Annotated in this window: 16 protein-coding genes and 1 tRNA gene; 5 read left to right on the top strand and 12 right to left on the bottom strand. The window is 71.5% G+C overall.

What is annotated here, in order from left to right:
• Nucleotides 1–51: 51 nt before the first annotated feature.
• A complete protein-coding gene (locus AC4BG9_RS05515; protein ID WP_490570072.1) occupies nt 52–1,236 on the top strand; it encodes a glycosyltransferase family 4 protein in 1,185 nt (394 codons plus the stop codon).
• 73 nt (nt 1,237–1,309) lie between these two features.
• Here AC4BG9_RS05515 and AC4BG9_RS05510 read toward each other — a convergent pair whose 3' ends face one another.
• Both AC4BG9_RS05510 and AC4BG9_RS05505 read right to left on the bottom strand, forming a co-directional pair.
• Nucleotides 1,310–1,471, bottom strand: coding sequence for a DUF2613 family protein (locus AC4BG9_RS05510; RefSeq protein ID WP_490570071.1), 162 nt, complete (start codon nt 1,469–1,471; stop codon nt 1,310–1,312).
• A 121-nt stretch (nt 1,472–1,592) separates the two neighbouring features.
• Nucleotides 1,593–3,341: an MmpA family trehalose lipid delivery protein gene (locus tag AC4BG9_RS05505; RefSeq protein ID WP_490570070.1), complete on the bottom strand. Its 1,749-nt coding sequence runs from the start codon at nt 3,339–3,341 to the stop codon at nt 1,593–1,595.
• A 62-nt stretch (nt 3,342–3,403) separates the two neighbouring features.
• On the opposite strand from AC4BG9_RS05505, the gene AC4BG9_RS05500 reads away from it, so the two are divergent.
• On the top strand, nt 3,404–4,675 hold the full coding sequence (locus AC4BG9_RS05500; RefSeq protein ID WP_490570069.1) for a lipopolysaccharide biosynthesis protein: 1,272 nt from the start codon (nt 3,404–3,406) through the stop codon (nt 4,673–4,675).
• A gap of 109 nt (nt 4,676–4,784) precedes the next feature.
• Here AC4BG9_RS05500 and polA read toward each other — a convergent pair whose 3' ends face one another.
• Nucleotides 4,785–7,457: a DNA polymerase I gene (polA, locus tag AC4BG9_RS05495; protein ID WP_490570068.1), complete on the bottom strand. Its 2,673-nt coding sequence runs from the start codon at nt 7,455–7,457 to the stop codon at nt 4,785–4,787.
• A gap of 53 nt (nt 7,458–7,510) precedes the next feature.
• Between polA and AC4BG9_RS05490 the strand changes: the two genes are divergently transcribed.
• Nucleotides 7,511–7,963: a hotdog fold thioesterase gene (locus AC4BG9_RS05490; protein ID WP_490570067.1), complete on the top strand. Its 453-nt coding sequence runs from the start codon at nt 7,511–7,513 to the stop codon at nt 7,961–7,963.
• Nucleotides 7,964–7,974: 11 nt separating this feature from the next.
• On the opposite strand, the gene AC4BG9_RS05485 is transcribed toward AC4BG9_RS05490, so the two are convergent.
• The gene (locus AC4BG9_RS05485) at nt 7,975–8,526 is read right to left on the bottom strand and encodes a GNAT family N-acetyltransferase (protein ID WP_490570220.1); all 552 of its coding nucleotides are present in this window, start codon (nt 8,524–8,526) and stop codon (nt 7,975–7,977) included.
• A 324-nt stretch (nt 8,527–8,850) separates the two neighbouring features.
• On the opposite strand from AC4BG9_RS05485, the gene AC4BG9_RS05480 reads away from it, so the two are divergent.
• Nucleotides 8,851–10,197 carry an ABC transporter substrate-binding protein gene (locus tag AC4BG9_RS05480; RefSeq protein ID WP_490570066.1) on the top strand — a complete coding sequence of 449 codons (1,347 nt, stop codon included), beginning with the start codon at nt 8,851–8,853 and terminating at the stop codon, nt 10,195–10,197.
• Between the two features lie 119 nt (nt 10,198–10,316).
• Here AC4BG9_RS05480 and AC4BG9_RS05475 read toward each other — a convergent pair whose 3' ends face one another.
• The 5 genes from AC4BG9_RS05475 to AC4BG9_RS05455 all read right to left on the bottom strand — a co-directional run bounded on the left by AC4BG9_RS05475 (nt 10,317) and on the right by AC4BG9_RS05455 (nt 15,362).
• On the bottom strand, nt 10,317–11,096 hold the full coding sequence (locus AC4BG9_RS05475; RefSeq protein ID WP_490570065.1) for an ABC transporter ATP-binding protein: 780 nt from the start codon (nt 11,094–11,096) through the stop codon (nt 10,317–10,319).
• On the bottom strand, nt 11,093–12,088 hold the full coding sequence (locus AC4BG9_RS05470; protein ID WP_490570064.1) for an ABC transporter ATP-binding protein: 996 nt from the start codon (nt 12,086–12,088) through the stop codon (nt 11,093–11,095). The genes AC4BG9_RS05475 and AC4BG9_RS05470 overlap by 4 nt, the downstream gene beginning before the upstream one ends.
• The gene (locus AC4BG9_RS05465; protein ID WP_490570063.1) at nt 12,081–13,202 is read right to left on the bottom strand and encodes a branched-chain amino acid ABC transporter permease; all 1,122 of its coding nucleotides are present in this window, start codon (nt 13,200–13,202) and stop codon (nt 12,081–12,083) included. The genes AC4BG9_RS05470 and AC4BG9_RS05465 overlap by 8 nt, the downstream gene beginning before the upstream one ends.
• Before the next feature lie 12 nt (nt 13,203–13,214).
• Nucleotides 13,215–14,510 carry a branched-chain amino acid ABC transporter permease gene (locus AC4BG9_RS05460; protein ID WP_490570062.1) on the bottom strand — a complete coding sequence of 432 codons (1,296 nt, stop codon included), beginning with the start codon at nt 14,508–14,510 and terminating at the stop codon, nt 13,215–13,217.
• A 243-nt stretch (nt 14,511–14,753) separates the two neighbouring features.
• On the bottom strand, nt 14,754–15,362 hold the full coding sequence (locus AC4BG9_RS05455) for an ANTAR domain-containing response regulator (RefSeq protein ID WP_490570061.1): 609 nt from the start codon (nt 15,360–15,362) through the stop codon (nt 14,754–14,756).
• Nucleotides 15,363–15,434: 72 nt separating this feature from the next.
• Between AC4BG9_RS05455 and AC4BG9_RS05450 the strand changes: the two genes are divergently transcribed.
• A tRNA-Leu gene (locus AC4BG9_RS05450) sits at nt 15,435–15,508 on the top strand.
• A 1-nt stretch (nt 15,509) separates the two neighbouring features.
• Here the strand turns inward: AC4BG9_RS05450 and pyk are convergent.
• The 3 genes from pyk to gltB form a co-directional block, all read right to left on the bottom strand.
• A complete protein-coding gene (gene pyk, locus AC4BG9_RS05445) occupies nt 15,510–16,964 on the bottom strand; it encodes a pyruvate kinase (protein WP_490570060.1) in 1,455 nt (484 codons plus the stop codon).
• Between the two features lie 149 nt (nt 16,965–17,113).
• A complete protein-coding gene (locus AC4BG9_RS05440) occupies nt 17,114–18,574 on the bottom strand; it encodes a glutamate synthase subunit beta (RefSeq protein WP_490570059.1) in 1,461 nt (486 codons plus the stop codon).
• The gene (gene gltB / locus AC4BG9_RS05435; protein ID WP_490570058.1) at nt 18,567–23,096 is read right to left on the bottom strand and encodes a glutamate synthase large subunit; all 4,530 of its coding nucleotides are present in this window, start codon (nt 23,094–23,096) and stop codon (nt 18,567–18,569) included. Before gltB ends, AC4BG9_RS05440 begins: the two co-directional genes overlap by 8 nt.
• Between the last annotated feature and the right edge of the window lie 47 nt (nt 23,097–23,143).

Genomic DNA, 23,143 nt, shown 5'->3' with positions numbered 1-23,143 from the left:
TGTGCTTCGCCAGGGATGAGGGAGTGGCCGGACTTGAGGGAGGAGCCCGCTGTGGGAGGCACGACGCAAGGAGCCGGCGCAGGAACGCTCTCGCTCGAGGGGCGGCACGTGGTCTTCCTGAGCTGGCGCGACGTCCGCAACCCCGAGGGGGGTGGCGCGGAGGTCTACCTCGAGGAGATCGCCCGGGGGCTGGTCTCCCGCGGTGCCCGGGTCACCGTCTTCTGTGCGGCCCACCCGGCGGCGCCGGCCGAGGGGATGACCGACGGGGTCCGCTTCGTCCGCCGGGGCTCCAAGCTCACGGTCTACGCCTGGGGCATGCTGCTGCTGGCCGCCCGGCGCTTCGGGCGGGTCGACGCGGTCGTCGACGTCCAGAACGGTCTCCCCTTCTTCTCCAGGCTGGTCACCCGCAGTCCCGTGGTGGTCCTGGTCCACCACGTGCACCGGGAGCAGTGGCCGGTGGTCTACCCGGGACCGATCGCCCGGGTCGGCTGGTGGATCGAGTCCTGGCTCGCCCCCCGCCTCTACCGCCGGTGCCAGTACGTCGCGGTCTCGCGCGCGACCCGCGAGGAGCTCGCCGAGGTCGGCGTCGACACCGCGCGGGTGGCGGTGGTCCACAACGGCACCGCCCCCACCGCGGCCCTCGACCTGCCGAGGACGCAGGCGCCCTCCATCTGCGTGGTCGGCCGTCTCGTGCCGCACAAGCAGGTCGAGCACGCGATCGACGCGTGGGCGCGGCTGCGCGAGGACATCCCCGGGCTGCGCCTGCGGATCGTGGGCTCGGGCTGGTGGGAGGACGAGCTGCGCGCGCACGCCGCGAAGGTCGACCCACTCGGCGAGGTGGAGCTGCTCGGTCACGTGAGCGAGGCCGAGAAGCAGCGGGTCTACGCCGAGTCGTGGGTGATGGCGCTGCCGTCGCTCAAGGAGGGCTGGGGGCTGGTAGTCGGCGAGGCCGGCGCGCACGGCACGCCGACGGTCGCCTACCGCTCAGCGGGCGGGACGCAGGAGTCCATCGACGAGAACGTCTCTGGCCTGCTGGCCGACAGCTACGAGGAGTTCGTCGAGGGCCTGCGCCGCGTCCTCACCGACGCCGCGCTGCGCGGCGACCTGGCCGACGGCGCCCGGAAGACCAGCCACCGCTTCACCTGGGAGCACTCCCACGGCTCGTTCGCGCGTGTCCTCCACGAGGTCTGGCACGGAGTCACGGTGCATGCACAAGACCCCGAGGAGACCGTGTAGGTCCTCGGGGTCCTGGGCGGCTGAAGAGTTCCGGAGGTATGGAGCGCCGGTCCTCAGGGGTGCCGGTCGTGCGTCAGTTGCTGCCGTAGTCGACGATGATCGACGACTCGTTGACGTCGGCGGGCGACGACTCGGGCGCGCTCGTCTGGGACGAGATCACACCGACCACGGTCGCGGCGGCGACTCCCGTACCGACCAACAGACTCACAAAGGCACCGATGACGGAGCTTCCCACAGTTGTCCTCCCTCAATTGACTACTCCCCTCTACGCTACCAGCCGGTAGAGGCCCAGGGCCATCTTCGTCCCAAAAAAGCGGGGCGCGTCGGGGGCGTAGGGGCGCCCTGGACGCGTCGGGCTAGGCGGAGCGGCCGCGACGACGACCGGCCCAGGGCAGCGCGAGACCCACGAGGACGAGGCCGACCCAGGCCGCCCAGGCGCCCGCGACCGCCGGGCGCCAGGCCGGCGGGTCGCCGCCGGGGTCGGCGTCACCGAGGTCGACCACCTCGAACGCCTCGTTGCCGAAGACGACCGTCCCGGCGATCGGGGGCACGGCCGCATCCAGGTCACGCTCGATCAGCACCCGATCGACCCCCGCGGCCCGCAGGCCCGCGGCTACGGCGGCGGGGTCGTCGTGGCGCAGCGCGGCGGCGACCCGCCGCGCCAGCGGGTCCTCCCCCGCCAGCACGCGGCCGTCGACGGCCAGCTGGTCGGAGGTGACCACGGGGGCGGAGAAGTAGCGGCCGGCCGGGTTGAGCACCTTCGCGCGGTCGTTCCACTCCGGCGCCCGGTAGCTGGCGAACGGCAGCACCACCACCCGCCCCCCGTCGCCGGCCAGGGCCGGTCGGGCCTCGGCCCAGGTCGCCGGGAAGTCGGTGGGCGCCGGGAGCCCCGCCCCCCAGGCGGCGTCGGGCAGGAAGGTCACCGGCAGGCAGGCCAGCGAAGCCGCCACCAGGCCCCGCTGCCAGCGCTGCCACCTCCCCGCCAGGAGCGAGACGAGCCACGCCACGCCGTGCCCGACGAGGCAGGCCAGCAGCGGCATGCCCAGCCCGAGCAGCCGCGAGCCGTCGCGCAGCAGTCCGCCGCCCGGGACGTGCGCGGCCAGCCAGCCGGTGGCGCCGGGCGAGGCCCAGGTGAACAGGGCCAGGACCAGGCCCACGACCCAGAGGGCCAGCAGCGCGATGCGCAGCCGCGCCTCGGTGCCCGCCCACCAGGACCGGGCCCCGAGGGCGGCCAGGGCCACCAGGGTCACGAGCCCGACCACGGCGAGCAGGGTGTCGCGGCTCGCCGGCACGACCTCGCTGTTCCAGATGCCGCCCAGGGCCAGCGCCTCGAGGGGCGCCGGGAGGAGGGCGCCCCGCAAGGCGAACACCTCGGCGGCCCTCGGGTCGGAGGTGGCGGAGCTCGCGTGGAGCAGTCCCGAGACCACCCAGGGTGCGTTGGCGGCCGCCACCAGGGCCAGCACCACCAGGGCGGTGCCCCGGCGTGCGGCGGCCGCGACCACCGCGAGCGCGAGCATCAGGCCGGCGCTGGGGCTCAGCGAGGCGAGGGGCAGCACCACCGCCAGGGAGGCGGGCAGCCGCCCGGTGGCGTGCAGCCGGTGCGACCACAGCAGCACCCACGGCAGGGCGGCGTAGGCGACCAGCATCGTCCAGTGGCCGAGCAGGAGTCGCTCCACGACGTAGGGGTTCCACACCGCCACGCTCGCGGCGACCAACCGGCCGGGCAGCGGGAGCCCTCGGACCAGCGCCGCGGCCCCGGCACCGGCGCCGACGAGCGAGGCGACCAGGACCAGCTTCTGCAGCACCATGCCGCCGACGACCTCGTCCAGCACGGCGACGACCGCGTCGGCCGGCACCGCCCGGGGCAGCGCCGGACCCAGGCCGAACGAGTCGGCCCGCAGCGTCAGGTCGGGCACCCACACCATGTCGTAGGCCAGCACGAACCCCGGGCCCAGTGCCGGACCGAGCAGGAGGACGGCCAGCACCGCGGACCAGGCAGCCGGCAGCCACCTCTCCCACCCCACCACGCGGCCTCCGTTCCCCACGACGCTGGGCACACCGTAGTCGGTCGACAGTCGGTCGGCCCGCCCGGTCAGGGGCAGCATCGCGGCATCCACCGCGTGCCCCCTACCAGCGGGGACGGCGGTTCGGCGTAGTCTCGGCCGACGTGAGAACTCTGAGCGGGCGCCTGCGCGACCTCATGCACAGCGGGGCCGGCATCGCGGTCGCCATGGCGATCATGAACGTCGCCTCCTACGGCTACACGATCGTGGCCGCCCGGCTGCTGGGGCCCCAGCAGTACGGCGCGTTCGCGTCCATGATGAACCTGCTGCTGGTCGTCAGCGTCGTCAGCCTGGGACTCCAGACGACCGCCGCCCGCCGGATCTCCGCCGATCCCGATCACGTCGACCAGATCCAGCGGCAGGTCCTGCGGGTCACCACCCGGGTGGCTCTGGTGCTGGGCCTCGCCCTGCTCCTCCTGTCCCCGGTGATCAACGTCCTGCTCAACCTGGACAACCTGGCGATGGCGGCACTCATCGGGCCGGCGATGGTGCCCCTGACGATGATGGGCGGCCTGGCCGGGACGCTGCAGGGAGAGCGCCGTTGGCTGCCGCTCGGCGTCCTCTACGTGGCCGCGGGCCTGCCCCGGCTGCTCGTGGGCGTCGCCCTGCTCGCCTGGCAGCCGACCGAGTTCTCGGCGATGCTGGCCGTCACCCTCACCTCGGTCGCTCCCGTCCTGGTCGGGTGGTGGGCGCTGCGGCACGACCGGGCCCCGGGGGCCTCCTCCGCGACCCACCGGGGCCGTGCGGTCGCCAAGGAGGCGCTGCAGAACTCCCAGGCGCTGCTGGCGTTCTTCATCCTCTCCAACGTCGACCTGATCGTGGCCCGCAACGTGCTGAGCGGCCACGACGCCGGCCTCTACGCCGGCGGCCTGATCCTGACCAAGGCCATGCTCTTCCTCCCCCAGTTCGTGGTGATCGTGGCCTTCCCGGCGATGGCCTCCACCCGGGGCCGCCGGCGTGCCCTGGCCCGGGGGCTGGGGCTCGTGGGGGCGATGGGGGTGCTCGGCACCCTGGCCGCGTGGCTGCTGTCGTCGCTGGCGCTGAAGTTCGTCGGCGGCCCGGAGTTCGTGGAGATCCAGGACCGCCTCTGGGCCTTCGCGGTCCTGGGCACCGCGCTGGCGATGCTGCAGCTGCTCGTCTACTCCGTGATCGCCCGGCAGGGCCAGCGCTCGGTCTACCTGCTCTGGGCCGCGCTGGCCGCGCTGATCACCGGCGCCGTCTTCACCGACTCCATCGACGGGCTGCTGGCCTGGGTCGCCCTGGTCGACCTCGGGCTGCTCGCGGCGCTCGCCGCCACCAGCCTCTACCTGCTCAGCGACGACGAGGAGCCGCAGCCGCTCGAGGAGACGCCGGCGGCCCTGCCCGACCAGCCCTAGCCCTGCCGAGCCGGTCGAGGCCTGCTGGGGGGCCGGCCGGGCTGGCCGCAGCCGTCGGCCGGCGCACCTTCGTCCTGGTGCGCCGCGTCGTCTGGTGCGCCGCGTCGTCCTAGTGCGCCGCGTCGTGCCAGCTGCGACCGGTGCCGACGGAGACGTCGAGGGGCACGGTCAGGTCCGCGGCGCGCCCCATCTGGTCGCGGACCAGCGTCTCGAGGGCCTCCAGCTCGCCCTCGGCCACCTCGAAGACGAGCTCGTCGTGGACCTGGAGGAGCATCCGGGAGCGGAGTCCCTGACGAGCCATCTCGCCGTGGACCCCGTGCATGGCCACCTTGACCAGGTCGGCCGCGGAGCCCTGGATCGGGGCGTTGAGGGCCATCCGCTCCGCCATCTCGCGGCGCTGGCGGTTGTCGCTGGTCAGGTCGGGCAGGTAGCGCCGACGCCCCATGATCGTCTCGGTGAACCCGCACCGCCGCGCCTCGTCGACGATGCCGCCGAGGTAGTCCCGCACTCCCCCGAAGGTCTCGAAGTAGTCGTCCATCAGGACCCGCGCCTCGGACGGCTCGATCTTGAGCTGCTGGCTCAGCCCGTAGGCCGAGAGCCCGTAGGCCAGGCCGTAGTTCATCGCCTTGATCTTGGCGCGCATCTCGCCGGTCACCGCCTCGGCGTCGACCCCGAAGACGCGCGAAGCGGTGATGGAGTGGAAGTCGCGCCCGGAGCGGAAGGCGTCGACGAGGAGCTCGTCCTCGGAGAGGTGCGCCATGATCCGCATCTCGATCTGGCTGTAGTCGGCCGTCATCAGGGTCTGGTAGCCCGACCCCACGACGAAGCCGGCACGGATCCGGCGGCCCTCCTCGGTGCGCACCGGGATGTTCTGGAGGTTGGGGTCGGTGCTGGAGAGCCGGCCGGTCGCCGCGATGATCTGGTTGAACGTGGTGTGGATGCGTCCGTCGGGTGCCACCGTCTTGAGCAGGCCCTCGACCGTCTGGCGCAGGCGGCTCACGTCGCGGTGCCGCAGCAGGGCCAGCAGGAACGGGTGCTCGGTCTTGACGAAGAGCTGCTGGAGGGCGTCGGCGTCGGTCGTGTAGCCGGTCTTGGTCCGCTTGGTCTTGGGCATCCCGAGCTCGTCGAAGAGGACGACCTGCAGCTGCTTGGGCGAGCCGAGGTTGATCTCCTTGCCGATGACCGAGAACGCCTCCTCGGCCGCCCGGCGCACCTCGTCGCCGAACTCCTCCTCCAGGCCCTGGAGGTGCTCGAGGTCGACCGCGATCCCGGTCTGCTCCATCCCGGCCAGGATGTGGACGAGCGGGAGCTCGACGTCGGCCAGCAGGCGGGTCCCGCCGTGCTCCTCCACGGCGTCCTCCAGGGCCGCGGCCAGCTCCACCACGGCGCGCGCCCGCAGCATCGCGACGTCGGCCACCGCCTCGTCCTGGTCGAAGAGGAGGGCCTGCCCGTCCTCCACCTCCTCGCGGAGCTCGCGGCGCAGGTAGCGCATGGTGAGGTCGGCGAGGTCGTAGGAGCGCTGGTCGGGGCGGACCAGGTAGGCGGCCAGGGCGGTGTCGCTGCGCAGCCCGCCCAGGGACCAGCCGTGGGCGGCCAGCGCCAGCATCGGCCCCTTGGCGTCGTGCATCACCTTGGGCCGGTCCTCGTCGCAGAGCCACGCGGCCAGGGCCTGGTCGTCGGCGGGCGAGAGAGTGGAGACGTCCAGGTAGGCGGCCTCGCCGGACGCGGTGGAGAGCGCGAGCGCCTCGACGTGCCCGGTGCCCGAGCCCCAGGCGCCGCGCACGTGCAGCCCGATCGTCGAGGTGGCGTGCTCGGCGAGCCACCCCGCGACCTCGTCGGTGGCCAGCACCACGCCGCTCAGCTCGAAGCCGGCCTCCTCCACGTCCTCCTCGGAGGTGAGGGACTCGAAGAGACGGTCGCGCAGGACGCGGAACTCCAGCCCGTCGAAGAGGGTGTGCACCTCCTGCCTGTCCCACGGCTGCCGGAGCAGGTCGTCGGGGCTCAGCGACAGCTCCAGGTCGCGCACCAGCGCGTTGAGCCGGCGGTTGCGGATCACGTCGCCCAGGTGGAGACGCAGGTTCTCCCCGGCCTTGCCCTTCACCTTGTCGGCATGGGCGATCACGTTGTCCAGACCGTCGTACTCGTTGATCCACTTGGCCGCGGTCTTGGGCCCCACCCCGGGGATGCCCGGGAGGTTGTCGGAATCCTCGCCGACCAGCGCCGCGAGCTCGGGGTAGCGATGCGGGGGGACGTTGTACTTCGCCTCGACGGCCTCCGGGGTCATCCGGGCCAGCTCGGAGACCCCGCGCATCGGGTAGAGCACGGTGGAGGTCTCCCCCACCAGCTGGAGGGAGTCGCGGTCCCCGGTGAGGATCAGCACCTCCATGCCCTGGGCGACCCCCTGGGTGGCGAGGGTGGCGATGATGTCGTCCGCCTCGTAGCCCTCGACGGACAGGTGGGGGACGTGCAGGGCGTCCAGCACCTCCTGGATCAGCGGCAGCTGGCTCTTGAACTCGTCGGGGGTCTTGTTGCGCTTGGCCTTGTACTCGGCGTACTCCTCGAGCCGGAAGGTCTGCCGGGACCGGTCGAAGGCCACCCCGACGTGGGTGGGCTCCTCGTCGCGCAGCACGTTGATCAGCATCGAGGTGAAGCCGTAGACGGCGTTGGTCGGCTGACCGGTCGTCGTGGAGAAGTTCTCCACCGGCAGCGCGAAGAAGGCGCGGTAGGCCAGGGAATGGCCGTCGAGCAGGAGCAGGCGGGGGCGGGAGGGTGTCGCGGTCACGTCCTGACCCTATCCGCCGACGGCGACGGGGCCGCGTCCCCCAGAATGGGGCCATGAGCGAGCAGCGGAGCACCCCCGACCACGACACCCCCCTCGACGACCTCGTCGCCCTGATGTCCGAGCACAACGGAGCGCTCGGCGACAAGATGGGGATCAAGGTCCTCGAGCTCTCCGCCGAGCGGGCCGTCGCGACGATGCCCGTGGAGGGCAACACCCAGCCCTTCGGCCTGCTCCACGGAGGTGCGTCGGTGGTGCTCGCGGAGTCGCTGGGCTCCATGGCCTCCGCCGTCCACGCCCACCCCGACCGCATCCCGGTGGGCGTCGACATCAACGCCACCCACCACCGCTCGGCCACCTCGGGACTGGTGACCGGCGTGGCCACCGCCATCCACCGCGGGCGGACCAGCACCGCCTACGAGATCGTGATCAGCGACGACCAGGGACGCCGGCTGTGCACCTCCCGGATCACCTGCGCGCTGATCCCGGCAGTCCGCCCCACCGACTGAGGCCGCGGGGGTCAGGAGACCCGCTCACCCCGCCGGCTCCGCCGGGCCGCGAGGACCCGGTCGAGGTGACGGCTGCCCTGCTGCCCCGCCCGCTCGGGGCGCAGGGCCACCAGCCGGTGGCGCACGCTCTGGGTGGTCGCCATGCGCAGGGTCGCGCTCGCGCCCAACGAGAGCCTCGCGAAGAAGCGGTTGGCCTCGCGGGACCCCGAGATGGCGGCCGCGCCGAGCAACGGGACGTGGCGCTCCTCGGCGAAGGCCACGGCGGCCTCCATCAGGGCGGTGCCGACGCCTCGCCGGCGGTGGTCGGGATGAACGTGAGGGGCGACGACGTGCACCACCGGCTCGCGGTTGACCGGGGAGATCGTGCTCACCTGGAGGTAGACCGCGCCGGCGGTCCGGCCGTCGACCTCGGCCACCAGCACCCGGACCCCGGAGGAGGGGGCGGCCGCCGTCCCCAGGATGCGCGCGACGTCGTCGGCCTGCTGCTCCTGCGAACCCCGACGCAGCGCGTCGCCCCACAGCTCGACCAGCGCCTCCGCGTCGTCGGGCGTGGCGGGTCGCATCGTCACGCTGGCTCGCACCATGGTCAACCTCCGACAGCCAGGACCCGGCCACGCTCTTGCCCCCCGCACGCGCCGGGTGAACACGATAGCGGCTCCGCCTGCACTCCGGCAGGGGCGGTTCGGACCGGTGGAGGAGGAGGTGTCCGGAGATCCGCGCATTCCACTGCCCGGGTCCGGATGCCGGGCACATGGGTAACGAATCGGCAACGACCCGGGACGGGCGGGGCTCGTCGGGGTCTCTCAGCCCTACCTTGACAGGGCTGAGCCCACCCTGTCTGGAAAGGGCGCCGGTGGAAGACAACTCCTGAAAGAAAGGTTCACGACGTGAATCGATCCACGACAGCCTCCTGGCTGAAGGTGATGGCGGGCGCTGCCACGCTGTCCCTCGCGCTCACCGCCTGCGGTGGCGACACCGATGAGTCTGAGTCCGGCAACGAGGCCAGCGACTCCCCGTCGGCCGAGGCCGCCGAGATGACCTTCACCAACGACGAGTGCAGCGGCGACGTCACCAGCGCCGACACGTTCAAGGTCGGCGGCATCCTGCCCCTGACCGGCAACCTGGCCTACCTCGGCCCCCCGGAGATCTCGGGCGTCGGCCTCGCCGTCTCCGACATCAACGCGGCCGGTGGCGTCGGCGGCGCGGACGCCTGCCACACCATCGAGGACTCCGGCGACTCCACCGACATGTCGATCTCCACCTCGGCCGCCCAGAACATGGTCTCGGGCAAGCCCTCGGTCGTCATCGGCGCGGCGTCGTCGAGCGTGTCCCTCAACTTCGTGGACACCCTCACCGACAACAAGATCGTCCAGATCTCCCCGGCCAACACGGCGCTCGACCTCAGCGGCTACTCGGACTTCTACTTCCGCACCGCTCCCCCGGACACCATCCAGGGCAACGCGCTGGGCAACCTGATCGCCCAGGACGGCCACCAGCGACTGGCCTTCCTGGTCTTCAACGACACCTACGGTACCGGGCTGCGCAACGCGGTCGAGAAGACCTTCACCGAGGCCGGTGGCGAGGTCGTCTACGGCGGCAAGGGCGACGGGGACGAGTTCCCGGCCGGCCAGACCACCTTCTCGGCCGAGGTGACCGCCGCGCTCAACTCCTCGCCGGACGCCATCGTGGTCCTCGCCTTCGACGAGACGAAGGCCATCGTGCCCGAGCTCGCCTCGCAGGGCTGGGACATGCCGAAGACCTACTTCACCGACGGCAACACCGCCGACTACACGAAGGACTTCGAGGCCGGCACGCTCGAGGGCGCGCAGGGCACGATCCCCGGTGGTGAGGTCGCCGAGGACTTCGGCGACAAGCTGATCGCCTGGTACGAGCAGGCCGAGAACGAGACCCTCAACGACTTCGCCTACGGGCAGGAGTCCTACGACGCCGTGATCCTGGCCGCGCTGGCCGCGGTCAAGGGCGGCGACACCAAGTCGACGACCGTCCAGAAGAACCTGGCGGCCGTCTCCGGTGCCACCGACGGCGAGGAGTGCACCTCCTACGCCGACTGCGTGGAGCTGATCGAGGCGGGTGAGGAGATCCGCTACGTCGGTCCCTCCGGCATCGGCCCGATCAACGAGGACAACGACCCGTCCTCTGCCTACGTCGGCATCTACACCTTCGACGGCAACAACAAGAACGAGCGCTCGGGCACGGTCGAGGGCAAGATCTGACCTGCACCACCGCGCACGCGGAAGGCCCCGGACCGAGAGGTCCGGGGCCTTCTTCGTGCGCTGTTCCGGGTGCTGATCCGTGTGGGCTGGGCGGAGGTCGCCCTCGCCCGGCGGAGCCGTCAGGCGGGGGCCTGGGTCTCGGTGCCCTTGGTCTCCACGTCGGCTGCCAGCGTGCCGAGGTAGAGCTCGATCACCCTGGGGTCGTTGGCCAGCTCGCGGCCCGAGCCCGTGTGGGCGTCGCGGCCCTGGTCGAGGACGTAGCCGCGGTCGCAGATCTGCAGGCAGCGGCGCGCGTTCTGCTCCACCATCACCACGCAGACCCCGGTCTTGTTGATCATCCGGGTGCGCAGGAAGGTCTCGTCCTGGCGCACCGGCGAGAGCCCGGCCGACGGCTCGTCGAGCAGCAGCACCGAGGGCTCCATCATCAGGGCCCGGGCCATGGCCAGGGACTGGCGCTCACCACCGGAGAGCGCGCCGGCGCTCTGGTTGCGCCGGTCGTGGAGCACCGGGAAGAGGTCCCACATGGCGGCCAGCCGCTCGCTGACCTTCTTCGGCCGCAGGAAGAGCCCCATCCGCAGGTTCTCCTCGATGGAGAGGCTGGGGAAGACGTTGTTGGTCTGCGGGACGAAGCCCACCCCCATCTCCACCAGCTTGTTGGTCCGCGCGTTCGTGATGTCCTCGCCGTGCAGGCGGACCGTCCCCTCGTGCACGTTGACCAGGCCGAAGATCGCCTTGAGCAGCGTCGACTTGCCGGCGCCGTTGGGCCCGATGATGCCGATCATCTCGCCCGGGTAGGCGGTGAGGCTGCACCCGTTGAGGATGTTGACGCCCGGCAGGTAGCCGGCGACGATGTCCTGCGCCTCGATGACGGGCACGGACCCGTCCGTGAGCTGGCTCATCGGCTCTCCTCCGTCGTGCCGGCCGGGTGGGGCTCGGCGGGCTCCTCGTCCTGCGCCTCTTCGGCGAGCTGTTCCATGGTCTCGTCGGTGAGCAACGAGTCGTCGCCCAGGTCGGTGTCGTGGTGGGCACCCAGGTAGGCGTCGATGACGGCCGGGTTGCTCATCACCTCGCCCGCGGCTCCCTCGGCCACGATCCGGCCCTCGGCCATCACGACCACCCAGTCGGAGATGTGCCGGACCATGTGCATGTCGTGCTCGACGAACAGGACGGTCATCCCCTCGTCGCGCAGGCTCTGGATGTGGCCCAGGAGCGACTGGGTCAGAGCCGGGTTCACCCCGGCCATCGGCTCGTCGAGCATGATCATCTTCGGGTCCGTCATCAGCGCCCGCGCCATCTCGAGCAGCTTGCGCTGACCGCCGGAGAGGCTGCCGGCGTAGTCGTCCTTCTTCTCCAGAAGCTTGAAGCGCTGGAGGAGGTCCTTGGCCTTGGCCTCGATCTCCCGCTCCTGGGCCCGCCACAGCGGCGAGAGCCAGGACTTCAGCAGGTTCTCCCCCGCCTGTCCGGTGGCGCCCAGCATCATGTTGTCGAGCACCGTCATCCGGTTGAGCGCCTTGGTCAGCTGGAAGGTGCGGACCATGCCGGCGCGGGCCACGTTGGCCGGCGACGTCTTGTCGAGCTTGGCGCCGTCGAAGGACCAGTGGGCACCGCTGCGCGCCGAGGTGGGCTTGTCGAAGCCGGTGATCAGGTTGAAGAAGGTGGTCTTGCCGGCTCCGTTGGGACCGATCAGGGCGGTGATCACCCCGCGCTGGACCTCGAGGTGGCCGACGTCGACGGCGGTCATGCCGCCGAAGGTGCGCACGATGTTGTCGACCTTGAGGATCGGGTCGGGCTTGGCGGAGCCGGGCTCCGCGGCGACGCCCGCCATCAGCGCTCGGCGCTGCTCGGGGTCGGCACTGTCGAACCGGGCGGTCCCGGTCGTCGTCTCAGACATTGAACCGAAGCTCCCTCTTGTCGCCGAGGATTCCTTGTGGTTTGAAGATCACCAGCAGCATCAGCGCGACGCCCACCACGATCCAGGAGAACTGCTCGGTCTGCTGGCTGTTCATCAGCGAGTTGGGCACCACCACGTCGGCGGTCCCCTTGATGAAGATCCGGACGGTGAAGAACAGGATCGAGCCGAGCACCGGGCCGAAGATGGTGGCCGCGCCGCCCAGCAGCAGGGCGGTCCACGCGAAGAAGGTCAGGGCGCGACCCATGGAGTCGGGCTGCACCGCCGAGGGCAGCACGTAGACCATGCCGCCGAGGGCACCGAGAACGCCGCCGATGACCAGCGCCTGCATCTTGACCGCGAAGGCGTTCTTGCCGAGGCTCAGGATGGCCATCTCGTCCTCGCGGATGCCGCGCAGCAGACGCCCCCAGGGGCTGCGCACCAGCAGGAAGATGCCGAGCACGCACAGGCCGACCAGGGTCCAGGCCACGAACCTGACCCACCACCCGTTGACGCCGGTCATCTGGTAGTTGAGGAAGCCGATGCTGGCCTCCCCGCTGCCGAAGAACGAGAGGTCGGTGAAGGGGTCGCGGTACGTCTTGCCCTGGATGCCCTGGGCGGCACCGGTGAAGTCGGTCAGCAGCGCGGAGCGTCCGACGTAGCGGATGATCTCCGCGGCCGAGATGGTCACGATCGCGAGGTAGTCCCCGCGCAGCTTCAGGGTCGGCAGGCCGAGGATCAGGGCGAAGACCACCGCCGAGAGCAGCCCGATCAGGACCGCCGGCACCAGGGGGACGTCGTACCTGATGGAGATGGTGAAGCCGTAGGCGCCCAGCAGCATGAACCCGGCCTGGCCGATGTTGAGCAGGCCGGTGAAGCCGAAGTGCACGTTGAGCCCGATCACCGCGATGGCGACCGCGGCGGTCTGCGGCGAGATGGCCTCGCGCATCATGGCCCGGGCGATCGAGCCGACGTCGCCGGGGGCGAACTGGCCCACCAGCCACAGCGCGACGAGCCCGCCGACCATCCCGGCGGTGATCACGAGTCCGCGGCGGAGCTTGCTCGGCTCCTGTGCCGGCGCCTCGGCGAGCGTGCGTGCCTCTGCATCCATGGTCATGGGTTTCCCTTCCTACCCGACCCGCTCAGCCTTGCCGAGCAGGCCCTGGGGCCGCACCAGCAGGAGCAGGATGAGAATGAGCATCGCGGTCGCGTACTTGAAGTCGCCGGGCATCCCGAAGACGGGGGCGAGCTCGACGACCATGCCGATGATGAGCGCCCCCAGGAGGGCGCCGAAGGCGGTGCCGAGGCCGCCGAGGGTCACCGCGGCGAAGAGCAGGAGCAGGATCTGCATCCCGGAGTCCCACTTGATGCCGTTGGTGACCAGGGCGTACATGATCCCCGACAGCCCGGCCAGGCCGGTGGCCACCACCCAGACCAGCCGGATCACCTTGTCGACGTCGATCCCGGAGGCCGCCGCGAGGGCGGGGTTGTCGGAGACGGCGCGGGTCGCCCGGCCCACCCGGGTGCGGAGCAGGCCGTAGCCCACCCCGGCGAGGACCAGGACCGAGATGCCCATCGCGGCCAGCGACTGGTAGGTGAGCGTGATCGGGCCCATGTCGAGGACCTCGGGGTTGTCCTGGATCACCCGGACGGTCCGGGCGCCCACGAAGTACTGGAAGCAGTACTGCATGGCCAGCGAGAGACCGATGGTGACGATCATCATCTGGGTGAGGCCGAGCCCGCGGCGTCGCAGGGGCTGCCACATGATGCGGTCCTGGGTCCAGCCGGTGGCGGCGCAGATCAGCACGGTCAGGGCCCCGCCGATCCAGAGGTTGAGCCCGACCACGTTGACCAGGCCGTAGGCGACCATGCCGCCCAGGGTCACCTGCTCGGCGTGGGAGAAGCTGGAGAGCCGCGTGGTCCCGTAGATCAGGGAGAGCCCCACCGCCGCCAGCGCGAGCAGCAGCCCCAGCCGCAGGCCGTTGACGGCGCTCTGGGCGAGGTACTCGGTGAAGCTCCGCTCGGAGCTGAAGTTCTCGGTGCGGATCGGGATGAGGCCGGGGATGGTGGCCCCGAACCGGGCCTGGACGGTGACGACCTCCTCGCCGGTGGTGCCCACGCCGTCGGGGAGCGTCTCGGGGTCGACCTGGAGGGTCCACGGACCCTCCTCCTCGACCGTGAGGTTCCACTTGCCCTGGTCGTTGGTGGTGAGAACCGTCTCCTCACCCGACGGGCTGGTCACCTTGACGTCAACGTCGGGGACCACGCCCTCCTCGGTGCGCAGGGTGCCGCCCAGGCAGCCGGTGGTCTCGCTCGGCATGCACAGCGTCATCACCGCCTGGGCCGGTGGCACCAGCGACCAGGCGATCCCCGCCACGAGCATGACCAGCAGCAGCCGGAGGCTGCCGGCGGCTCGTGGCGACACCTGGGGCGAATCTTGGCGAACCTTCACTCGAGGCCTCCCATCAGCACGCCCCGTCGCGGACGCACACGGAAGTGTAGGTGTGACACGCCACATTGGGGAGGACCGGCCGGACCATGGCCGCGAGTGATGCCAAACGGTGACCTTTTTCAACCGTCGTGCTCGTCAGGCGTCGCGGCTCACCCGGCCAGGCACGGCCCGGGTCACCCGCTCAGGCCCGGTCGGGCCAGGTCAGGCCAGGACAGGTCAGGACTGACCGGCGATGCCGGGGCCGTGGGTGATCACCCCGTCGGCCACCTGCCGCATCGAGAGACGCAGGTCCATCGCGGTCTTCTGGATCCAGCGGAACGCCTCGGGCTCGCCGATGCCCAGCTCGGACTGGAGGACCCCCTTGGCCCGGTCCATCGCCTTGCGGGTGGCCAGCCGCTCGGTCAGGTCCCCGATCTCGGCCTCCAGGCTGCGGACCTCCGCGAAGCGGCTGACCGCCATCTCGATCGCCGGCACCAGGTCGGACTTGCTGAACGGCTTGACCAGGTAGGCCATCGCGCCCGCGTCGCGGGCGCGCTCCACGAGGTCGCGCTGGGAGAAGGCGGTCAGGATCACCACGGGGCAGATGCGCTGGGTGGCGATCCGCTCCGCGGCGGCGATCCCGTCGAGCACCGGCATCCTGACGTCGAGGATGACCAGGTCGGGGCGCAGCTCCTCGGCGAGCTCGATCGCCCGCTGCCCGTCACCGGCCTGGCCGACGACCTGGTAGCCCTCCTCGGTGAGCATCTCGGCCAGGTCCATGCGGATCAGCGCCTCGTCCTCGGCGATGACGACACGGGGGGCGGATCGGGGCTCGCTCGCGTTCACGCAGCAGAGGGTATCGGCCCGGCCCGTGTCCGGGGGCGCCGATACGGTTCGGGTACGGTGTCGCCTGGCCAGGCCCCGGTATCCCAACCGGCAGAGGAAGCGGTCTCAAACACCGTCCAGTGTGGGTTCGAATCCCACCCGGGGCACTCAGCGCTCGCCGAGCCGGCGGTAGGCCGGCGCCTTCCCGTGGATCGCGTCGCCCATCCGGTGGATCCGCAGGGCGTTGGTCGACCCGGCGATCCCGGGCGGGCTGCCGCCGATGATGACGACCTGCTCGCCCTCCTGGACGCGACCGATCGCCAGCAGCGCCTCGTCGACCTGGCGCACCATCTCGTCGGTGTGCTCCACGTCGGAGGTCTTGAAGGTCTCCACACCCCAGGTCATCGACAGCCGGGAGCGGGTGCTGGCCAGGGGTGTGAAGGCGAGGACCGGGATGGCTCCGCGGTAGCGGGCGAGCCGTCGCGCCGAGTCGCCGCTCTGGGTGAAGGCGACCAGGTAGCGGGCGCCGATCCGGTCGGCCACCTCGGCGGCCGCCTTGGCGATGATGCCGCCCCGGGTCCGGGGGGCCCAGGCCACGCCCGCCATCCGCGCCAGGCCGTGGTCCTCGGTCGACTCGATGATGCGGGCCATGGTGCGGACCGCCTCCAGCGGATACTGCCCGACGCTCGTCTCCCCCGACAGCATGACCGCGTCGGCGCCGTCCAGGACCGCGTTGGCCACGTCGGAGGCCTCCGCGCGGGTGGGCGCGGGGGCGCCGATCATCGACTCCAGCATCTGGGTCGCGACGATCACCGGCTTGGCGTGGCGCCGGGCCAGCTCGACCAGGGCCTTCTGCATCAGGGGGACGTCCTCGAGCGGGCACTCCACGCCGAGGTCGCCGCGGGCCACCATGAGTCCGTCGAAGGCGTCGATGATCGACTCCATGTTGTCGATCGCCTGGGGCTTCTCGATCTTGGCGATCACCGGGACGCTGAAGCCCTCCTCCAGCATCACCGCCCGCACGTCGTTGACGTCGGAGGCGGAGCGCACGAAGCTGAGCGCGACGAAGTCGACGCCCTGGCGCAGGGCCCACCGGAGGTCCTGGACGTCCTTGCCGGAGAGCGCGGGCACCGAGACGGCGACGCCGGGCAGGTTGATCCCCTTGTGGTCGGAGACCCGGCCGGGGACCAGCACCCGGGTGTGCACGTCGGCGCCGTCGACGCCGGTCACCTGCAGGCGCACCTTGCCGTCGTCGATCAGGATCGGGTCGCCTGCCGCCACGTCTCCGGGCAGCCCCTTGTAGGTCGTCCCGCAGGCGACCGCGTCACCGGGGACGTCGCGGGTGGTGATGGTCCAGGCCTGGCCCGCCTCCAGCTCCACCGGGCCGTCCCGGAAGCGCTCGAGCCGGATCTTGGGCCCCTGCAGGTCGGCGAAGATGCCGACCCCGCGACCGGTCGCGTCACTGGCCTCGCGCACCATCCGGTACATGCGGGCGTGGTCCTCGTAGGAGCCGTGACTCATGTTGAGCCGGGCGACGTCCATCCCGGCCTCGACCAGGTCGAGGATCTTCTCGGGGGTGCCCACGGCCGGGCCGAGGGTGCAGACGATCTTTGCTCTACGCACACCTCGAGCCTACCCCTTGAACGTTCCAACCGAAGGCGGGCACCGGGTCCGGGCGCCGGGACGACGGCCCCGGCAGGGTGCCGGGACGCGGCACGCCCCGGGTCGGTGGCCGACCCGGGGCGTGCGACACGCGTGCTGCTCGGAACCGCTCAGACCACCAGTGGCCGGTCGGTCGGCGCCACCGGCGCGGGGAGCGCGGTGGAGCCGGTGAGGAACGCGTCGACGGCAGCGGCCGCGGCACGCCCCTCCGCGATGGCCCAGACGATGAGCGACTGGCCCCGGCCGGCGTCGCCGGCCACGAAGACGCCACGCTCGGAGGTGGCGTAGGACCCGTCGCGCGCCACGTTGCCGCGCTCGTCGAGCTCGAGGGCCAGCTGCTCGACCAGGCCGGCGCGCTGCGGGCCGGTGAAGCCCATGGCCAGCAGCACCAGGTCGGCCGGGATCTCCCGCTCCGTGCCGGGCACCGGGGCGAAGCTGCTGTCGACCTCGACGAGGCGCAGCGCACGCACCCGGCCCTGCTCGTCGCCGAGGAACTCCTGGGTGGAGACCGCGTAGACGCGCTCCCCGCCCTCCTCGTGCGCCGAGGAGACCCGGAAGGTCATCGGGTAGGTCGGCCAGGGCTGACCCGCGGGACGCTCCACCGGCGGCTGGGAGAGGATCTCCAGCTGGGTGATGCTCGCCGCACCCTGACGGATCGAGGTGCCGAGGCAGTCGGCCCCGGTGTCGCCACCGCCGATGATCACCACGTGCTTGCCGTCGGCGCGGATCTGGTCCGGCACCTCCTCGCCGAGGGCCACCCGGTTGGCCTGCGGCAGGAACTCCATGGCCTGGTGGATCCCCGCCAGCTCGCGTCCCGGGACGGGCAGGTCGCGCGGCAGGGTCGAGCCCGTGGCCAGCACCACCGCGTCGTACCGCTCGCGCAGCCGCGAACCGGTGAGGTTGCCCGTGCCGACCTCGACGCCGGTGCGGAAGATCGTGCCCTCGCGGCGCATCTGGTCCAGACGCCGGTCCAGGTGCTTCTTCTCCATCTTGAACTCGGGGATGCCGTAGCGCAGCAGTCCCCCGGCCTTCTCGTCGCGCTCGTAGACCGCCACGGTGTGCCCGGCCCGGGTCAGCTGCTGGGCGGCGGCCAGCCCGGCGGGGCCGGAGCCGATCACCGCGACGGTGCGCCCCGAGAGCCACTCCGGCGGCTGGGGCCGGACGTAGCCGGACTCCCAGGCGCGGTCGATGATCGCCACCTCGACGTTCTTGATGGTGACCGGGTCCTGGTTGATCCCCAGCACGCACGCGGTCTCGCACGGCGCGGGGCACAGCCGCCCGGTGAACTCCGGGAAGTTGTTGGTCAGGTGGAGCCGGTCCATCGCCCCGTCCCAGTCGTCACGCCAGACCAGGTCGTTCCACTCCGGGATGATGTTGCCCAGCGGGCAGCCCTGGTGGCAGAACGGGATGCCGCAGTCCATGCAGCGCCCCGCCTGGGTGTTGATGATCGGCAGCAGCGCTCGGCCGATGCCGTCGGGGTAGACCTCGTTCCAGTCCTTCACCCGCTCCTCGACGATCCGCCGGGTGGCCACCTGGCGCCCGTGCTTGAGGAATCCCTTGGGGTCAGCCATGAAGCACCTCCATGATCCGCGCTGCGGCCTCGTCTTCGTCGAGACCCTCCTCGAGGGCCTCCGCACGGGCCTCGAGCACCCGCTTGTAGTCGCTGGGCATCACCTCGGTGAACCGTGTCACCGCGGTGGCCCAGTCGTCGAGCAGTTCCTGGGCGACCGAGGAACCGGTCTCCTCCAGGTGCTCGCGGACGATCCCCTGCAGCTCGGCGACGGTCTCCCCGGTGACGGGGGCCAGCTCCACCAGCTCGCGGTTGACCCGGCCCTCGTCGAGGTCCAGGACGAAGGCGTAGCCGCCCGACATGCCGGCGGCGAAGTTGCGGCCCGTGGGGCCGAGCACCACCACCCGGCCACCGGTCATGTACTCGCAGCCGTGGTCGCCCACCCCCTCGACCACCGCGGTCGCCCCGGAGTTGCGGACGCAGAACCGCTCGCCGGCCTGGCCGCGCAGGAAGATCGAGCCCGCGGTCGCGCCGTAGCCGATCGTGTTGCCGGCGATGACCTGCTGGGAGGCGTCGAACGCGGCCGCCCGGTCCGGGCGGACCACGATCCGGCCACCCGAGAGCCCCTTGCCGACGTAGTCGTTGGCGTCGCCCTCGAGCCGCAGGGTCATCCCCCGCGGCACGAACGCCCCGAACGACTGACCGGCCGACCCGGTGAAGGTCAGGTCGATGGTGCCGTCGGGCAGGCCCTCGCCGCGGTAGCGCTTGGTGACCTCGTGCCCGAGCATCGTGCCGACCGTGCGGTTGACGTTGCGCACCTCGATCTGGGCGCGCACCGGCTCGCCGGACTCCAGCGCCGGCCGGGCGATCTCGATCAGCCGGTTGTCCAGCGCCTTCTCCAGGGCGTGGTCCTGGGTCTTGGTGCACCGCAGGTCCTGGCCGCCGAACTGCTCCTGCTGCTCGACCTGGTGCAGGATCGGCGACAGGTCCAGCCCGGAGGCCTTCCAGTGGTCGACCGCCTCGACCACGTCGAGGGCCCCGACCTGGCCGATCGCCTCGTCGAGGCTGCGGAAGCCGAGCTCGGCCAGCAGCTCGCGCACCTCCTCGGCGATGTACTCGAAGAAGTTGACGACGAACTCCGGCTTCCCGGTGAACCGCTCACGCAGCACCGGGTTCTGGGTGGCGACGCCGACCGGGCAGGTGTCCAGGTGGCACACCCGCATCATGATGCAGCCGGAGACCACCAGCGGCGCGGTGGCGAAGCCGTACTCCTCGGCACCGAGGAGGGCCGCGATGACCACGTCGCGCCCGGTCTTGAGCTGGCCGTCGGCCTGCACCACGATCCGGTCGCGCAGCCCGTTGAGCAGCAGCGTCTGCTGGGTCTCGGCGAGGCCGAGCTCCCAGGGACCGCCGGCGTGCTTGAGCGAGGTGAGCGGCGAGGCGCCCGTCCCGCCGTCGTGCCCGGAGATGAGCACCACGTCGGCGTGGGCCTTGGAGACCCCCGCCGCGACGGTGCCGACCCCGACCTCCGCGACCAGCTTGACGTGCACCCGTGCGGACGGGTTCGCGTTCTTCAGGTCGTGGATCAGCTGGGCGAGGTCCTCGATGGAGTAGATGTCGTGGTGCGGCGGGGGCGAGATCAGCCCCACGCCCGGGGTGGAGTGCCGGGTCTTGGCCACCCACGGGTAGACCTTGTGACCGGGCAGCTGCCCGCCCTCGCCGGGCTTGGCGCCCTGGGCCATCTTGATCTGGATGTCGTCGGCGTTGGTGAGGTACTCCGAGGTGACCCCGAAGCGGCCCGAGGCGACCTGCTTGATCGAGCTGCGGCGCTCGGGGTCGTAGAGGCGGTCGGGGTCCTCCCCGCCCTCGCCGGTGTTGGACTTGCCGCCGAGCCGGTTCATCGCGATCGCCAGGGTCTCGTGAGCCTCCTGGCTGATCGACCCGTAGGACATGGCACCGGTGGAGAAGCGCTTGACGATCTCCGAGACCGGCTCCACCTCCTCCAGCGGCACGGGGGTCCGGTCGGAGCTGAACCGGAACAGCCCGCGCAGGGTCATCAGCCGGGCGGCCTGCTCGTCGACGCGGCGGGTGTACTCCTTGAACAGGTCGTAGCGTCCGCTGCGGGTCGAGTGCTGGAGCCGGAAGACCGTCTCGGGGTCGAAGAGGTGCGGCTCCCCGTCGCGGCGCCACTGGTACTCGCCGCCGGTGGCCAGCTCGCGGACGCCCGGCACGATCCCGCCCCGGGGGTACGCCGTCGCGTGGCGCCGGGCGACCTCCTCGGCGATGGTGTCGAGGCCGATGCCGCCCAGCTTGGAGGTGGTGCCGGTGAAGTACTTGTCGACGACCTCCTGGGAGAGGCCGACGACCTCGAAGATCTGCGCGCCGGTGTAGGAGGCCACCGTGGAGACGCCCATCTTGGACATCACCTTCAAGACGCCCTTGCCGAGCGCCTTGACCAGGTTGGCGACCGCCTTGGCGGGCTCCTCCTTGACGTAGTAGCCCTCACGGGCGAGGTCCTCGACGGACTCCATGGCCAGGTAGGGGTTGACCGCGGCCGCGCCGTAGCCCATCAGCAGCGCGACGTGGTGCACCTCGCGGACGTCGGCGGCCTCGATCACCAGGCCGACCTGGGTCCGGGTCTTCTCCCGGACCAGGTGGTGGTGGACGGCCGCCGTCATCAGCAGCGACGGGATCGGCGCCAGCTCGGCGGTGGAGTGCCGGTCGGAGAGCACGATGATCCGTGCGCCCCGCGCGATCGCGTCGGAGACCTCGCGGCAGATCTCCTCCAGGCGCCGGGCGAGCGCCTCGCCTCCCCCGTCGACCTCGTAGAGGCCGCGGGAGACGTGGGTGATGAAGCCCGGCATGTCGCCGTCGTGGTTGATGTGGCGCAGCTTGGCCAGGTCGTCGTTGGAGATCACCGGGAAGGGGATCACCACCTGACGGCACGAGGCCGGCGTCGGGTCGAGCAGGTTGGCCTCAGGGCCGACCGTGCCGTAGAGGGAGGTGACGAGCTCCTCGCGGATGGCGTCCAGCGGCGGGTTGGTCACCTGCGCGAAGAGCTGGGCGAAGTAGTCGAAGAGCAGCCGCGGCTTGTCCGACAGCGCGGCCAACGGGGTGTCGGTGCCCATCGAGCCGATCGGCTCGCCGCCGGTGTTGGCCATCGGGGTGAGGAGGATGCGGAGCTCCTCCTGGGTGTAGCCGAAGACCTGCTGGCGCCGGGTCACCGAGGCGTGGGTGTGCACCACGTGCTCGCGGTCCGGGATCTGGTCGAGGTTGATCAGGCCGGCGTGCAGCCACTCGTCGTAGGGCTGCTCGGCGGCGAGCTCGCTCTTGATCTCCTCGTCCTCGACGATCCGGTGCTCCTGGGTGTCGACCAGGAACATCCGGCCGGGCTGGAGCCGGCCCTTGCGGACCACCGTGGCGGGGTCGAGGTCGAGCACCCCCACCTCGGAGGCGAGCACGACCAGGCCGTCGTCGGTCACCCAGTAGCGGGAGGGGCGCAGGCCGTTGCGGTCGAGGACCGCGCCGATCTGGCGTCCGTCGGTGAAGACCACGCAGGCCGGGCCGTCCCACGGCTCCATCAGCGTGGAGTGGAACTCGTAGAACGCGCGGCGGGCGGCGTCCATCTCGGTGTGGTTCTCCCACGCCTCGGGGATCATCATCAGCACCGAGTGCGGCAGGGAGCGGCCGCCGAGGTGCAGGAGCTCGAGCACCTCGTCGAAGGAGGCGGAGTCCGAGGCACCGGGCGTGCAGATCGGGAAGAGGCGCTCGAGGTCGCCGGGGATCAGGTCGGAGGCGAGCAGCGCCTCGCGGGCCCGCATCCAGTTCCGGTTGCCCATCACGGTGTTGATCTCGCCGTTGTGGGCGATGAAGCGGAACGGGTGGGCCAGCGGCCAGCTCGGGAAGGTGTTGGTGGAGAACCGCGAGTGCACCACGGCGAGCGCGGAGGCGACCCGCTCGTCGCGCAGGTCGGGGAAGAACGTGTCGAGCTGGTCGGTGGTCAGCATGCCCTTGTAGGCGAGCGTCCGCGAGGAGAGCGAGGGGAAGTAGACGCCCGTCTCGCGCTCGGCGCGCTTGCGCAGGCAGAAGGCCATCCGCTCCAGGGCCATGCCGGTGCGGCGCGCGCCGCGCGCGGCGACGAAGAGCTGGCTGAAGGCCGGCATCACGCTGAGCGCGGTCGCCCCCAGGATGCCCGGCTCGATCGGGACCTCGCGCCAGCCGAGGACGGCGAGGTCCTCCTCGGCGGCGATCTCCTCGATCCGCTGCCGGGTCTTGGCCGCCTCCTCGGGGCTGCCGGGGATGAAGGCGGTGCCCACGGCGTAGCCCTGCGGGACCGGGAGCTCGAAGTCGACGACCTCGCGCAGGAAGGCGTCGGGCACCTGCATCAGGATGCCGGCACCGTCCCCGGAGTTGGTCTCGGCGCCCGCGGCACCGCGGTGGTCGAGGTTGCGCAGCGCGGTGAGCGCCTTGGCAACGATGTCGTGGCTGGCAACGCCGGTCAGGGTCGCCACGAAGGCCACACCACAAGCGTCACGCTCGTGGGTGGGGTCGTAGAGCCCTTGGGGCGGAGGGAATGCATGCATGGGCATCCTCCCGTCGTCTGCGCCCGGGCCGGAGGGCCGAAGGGCGA

The organism is Nocardioides sp. Z40_12 (genome assembly GCF_058215795.1).
This window is presented reverse-complemented; position numbering and strand designations above follow the sequence as displayed.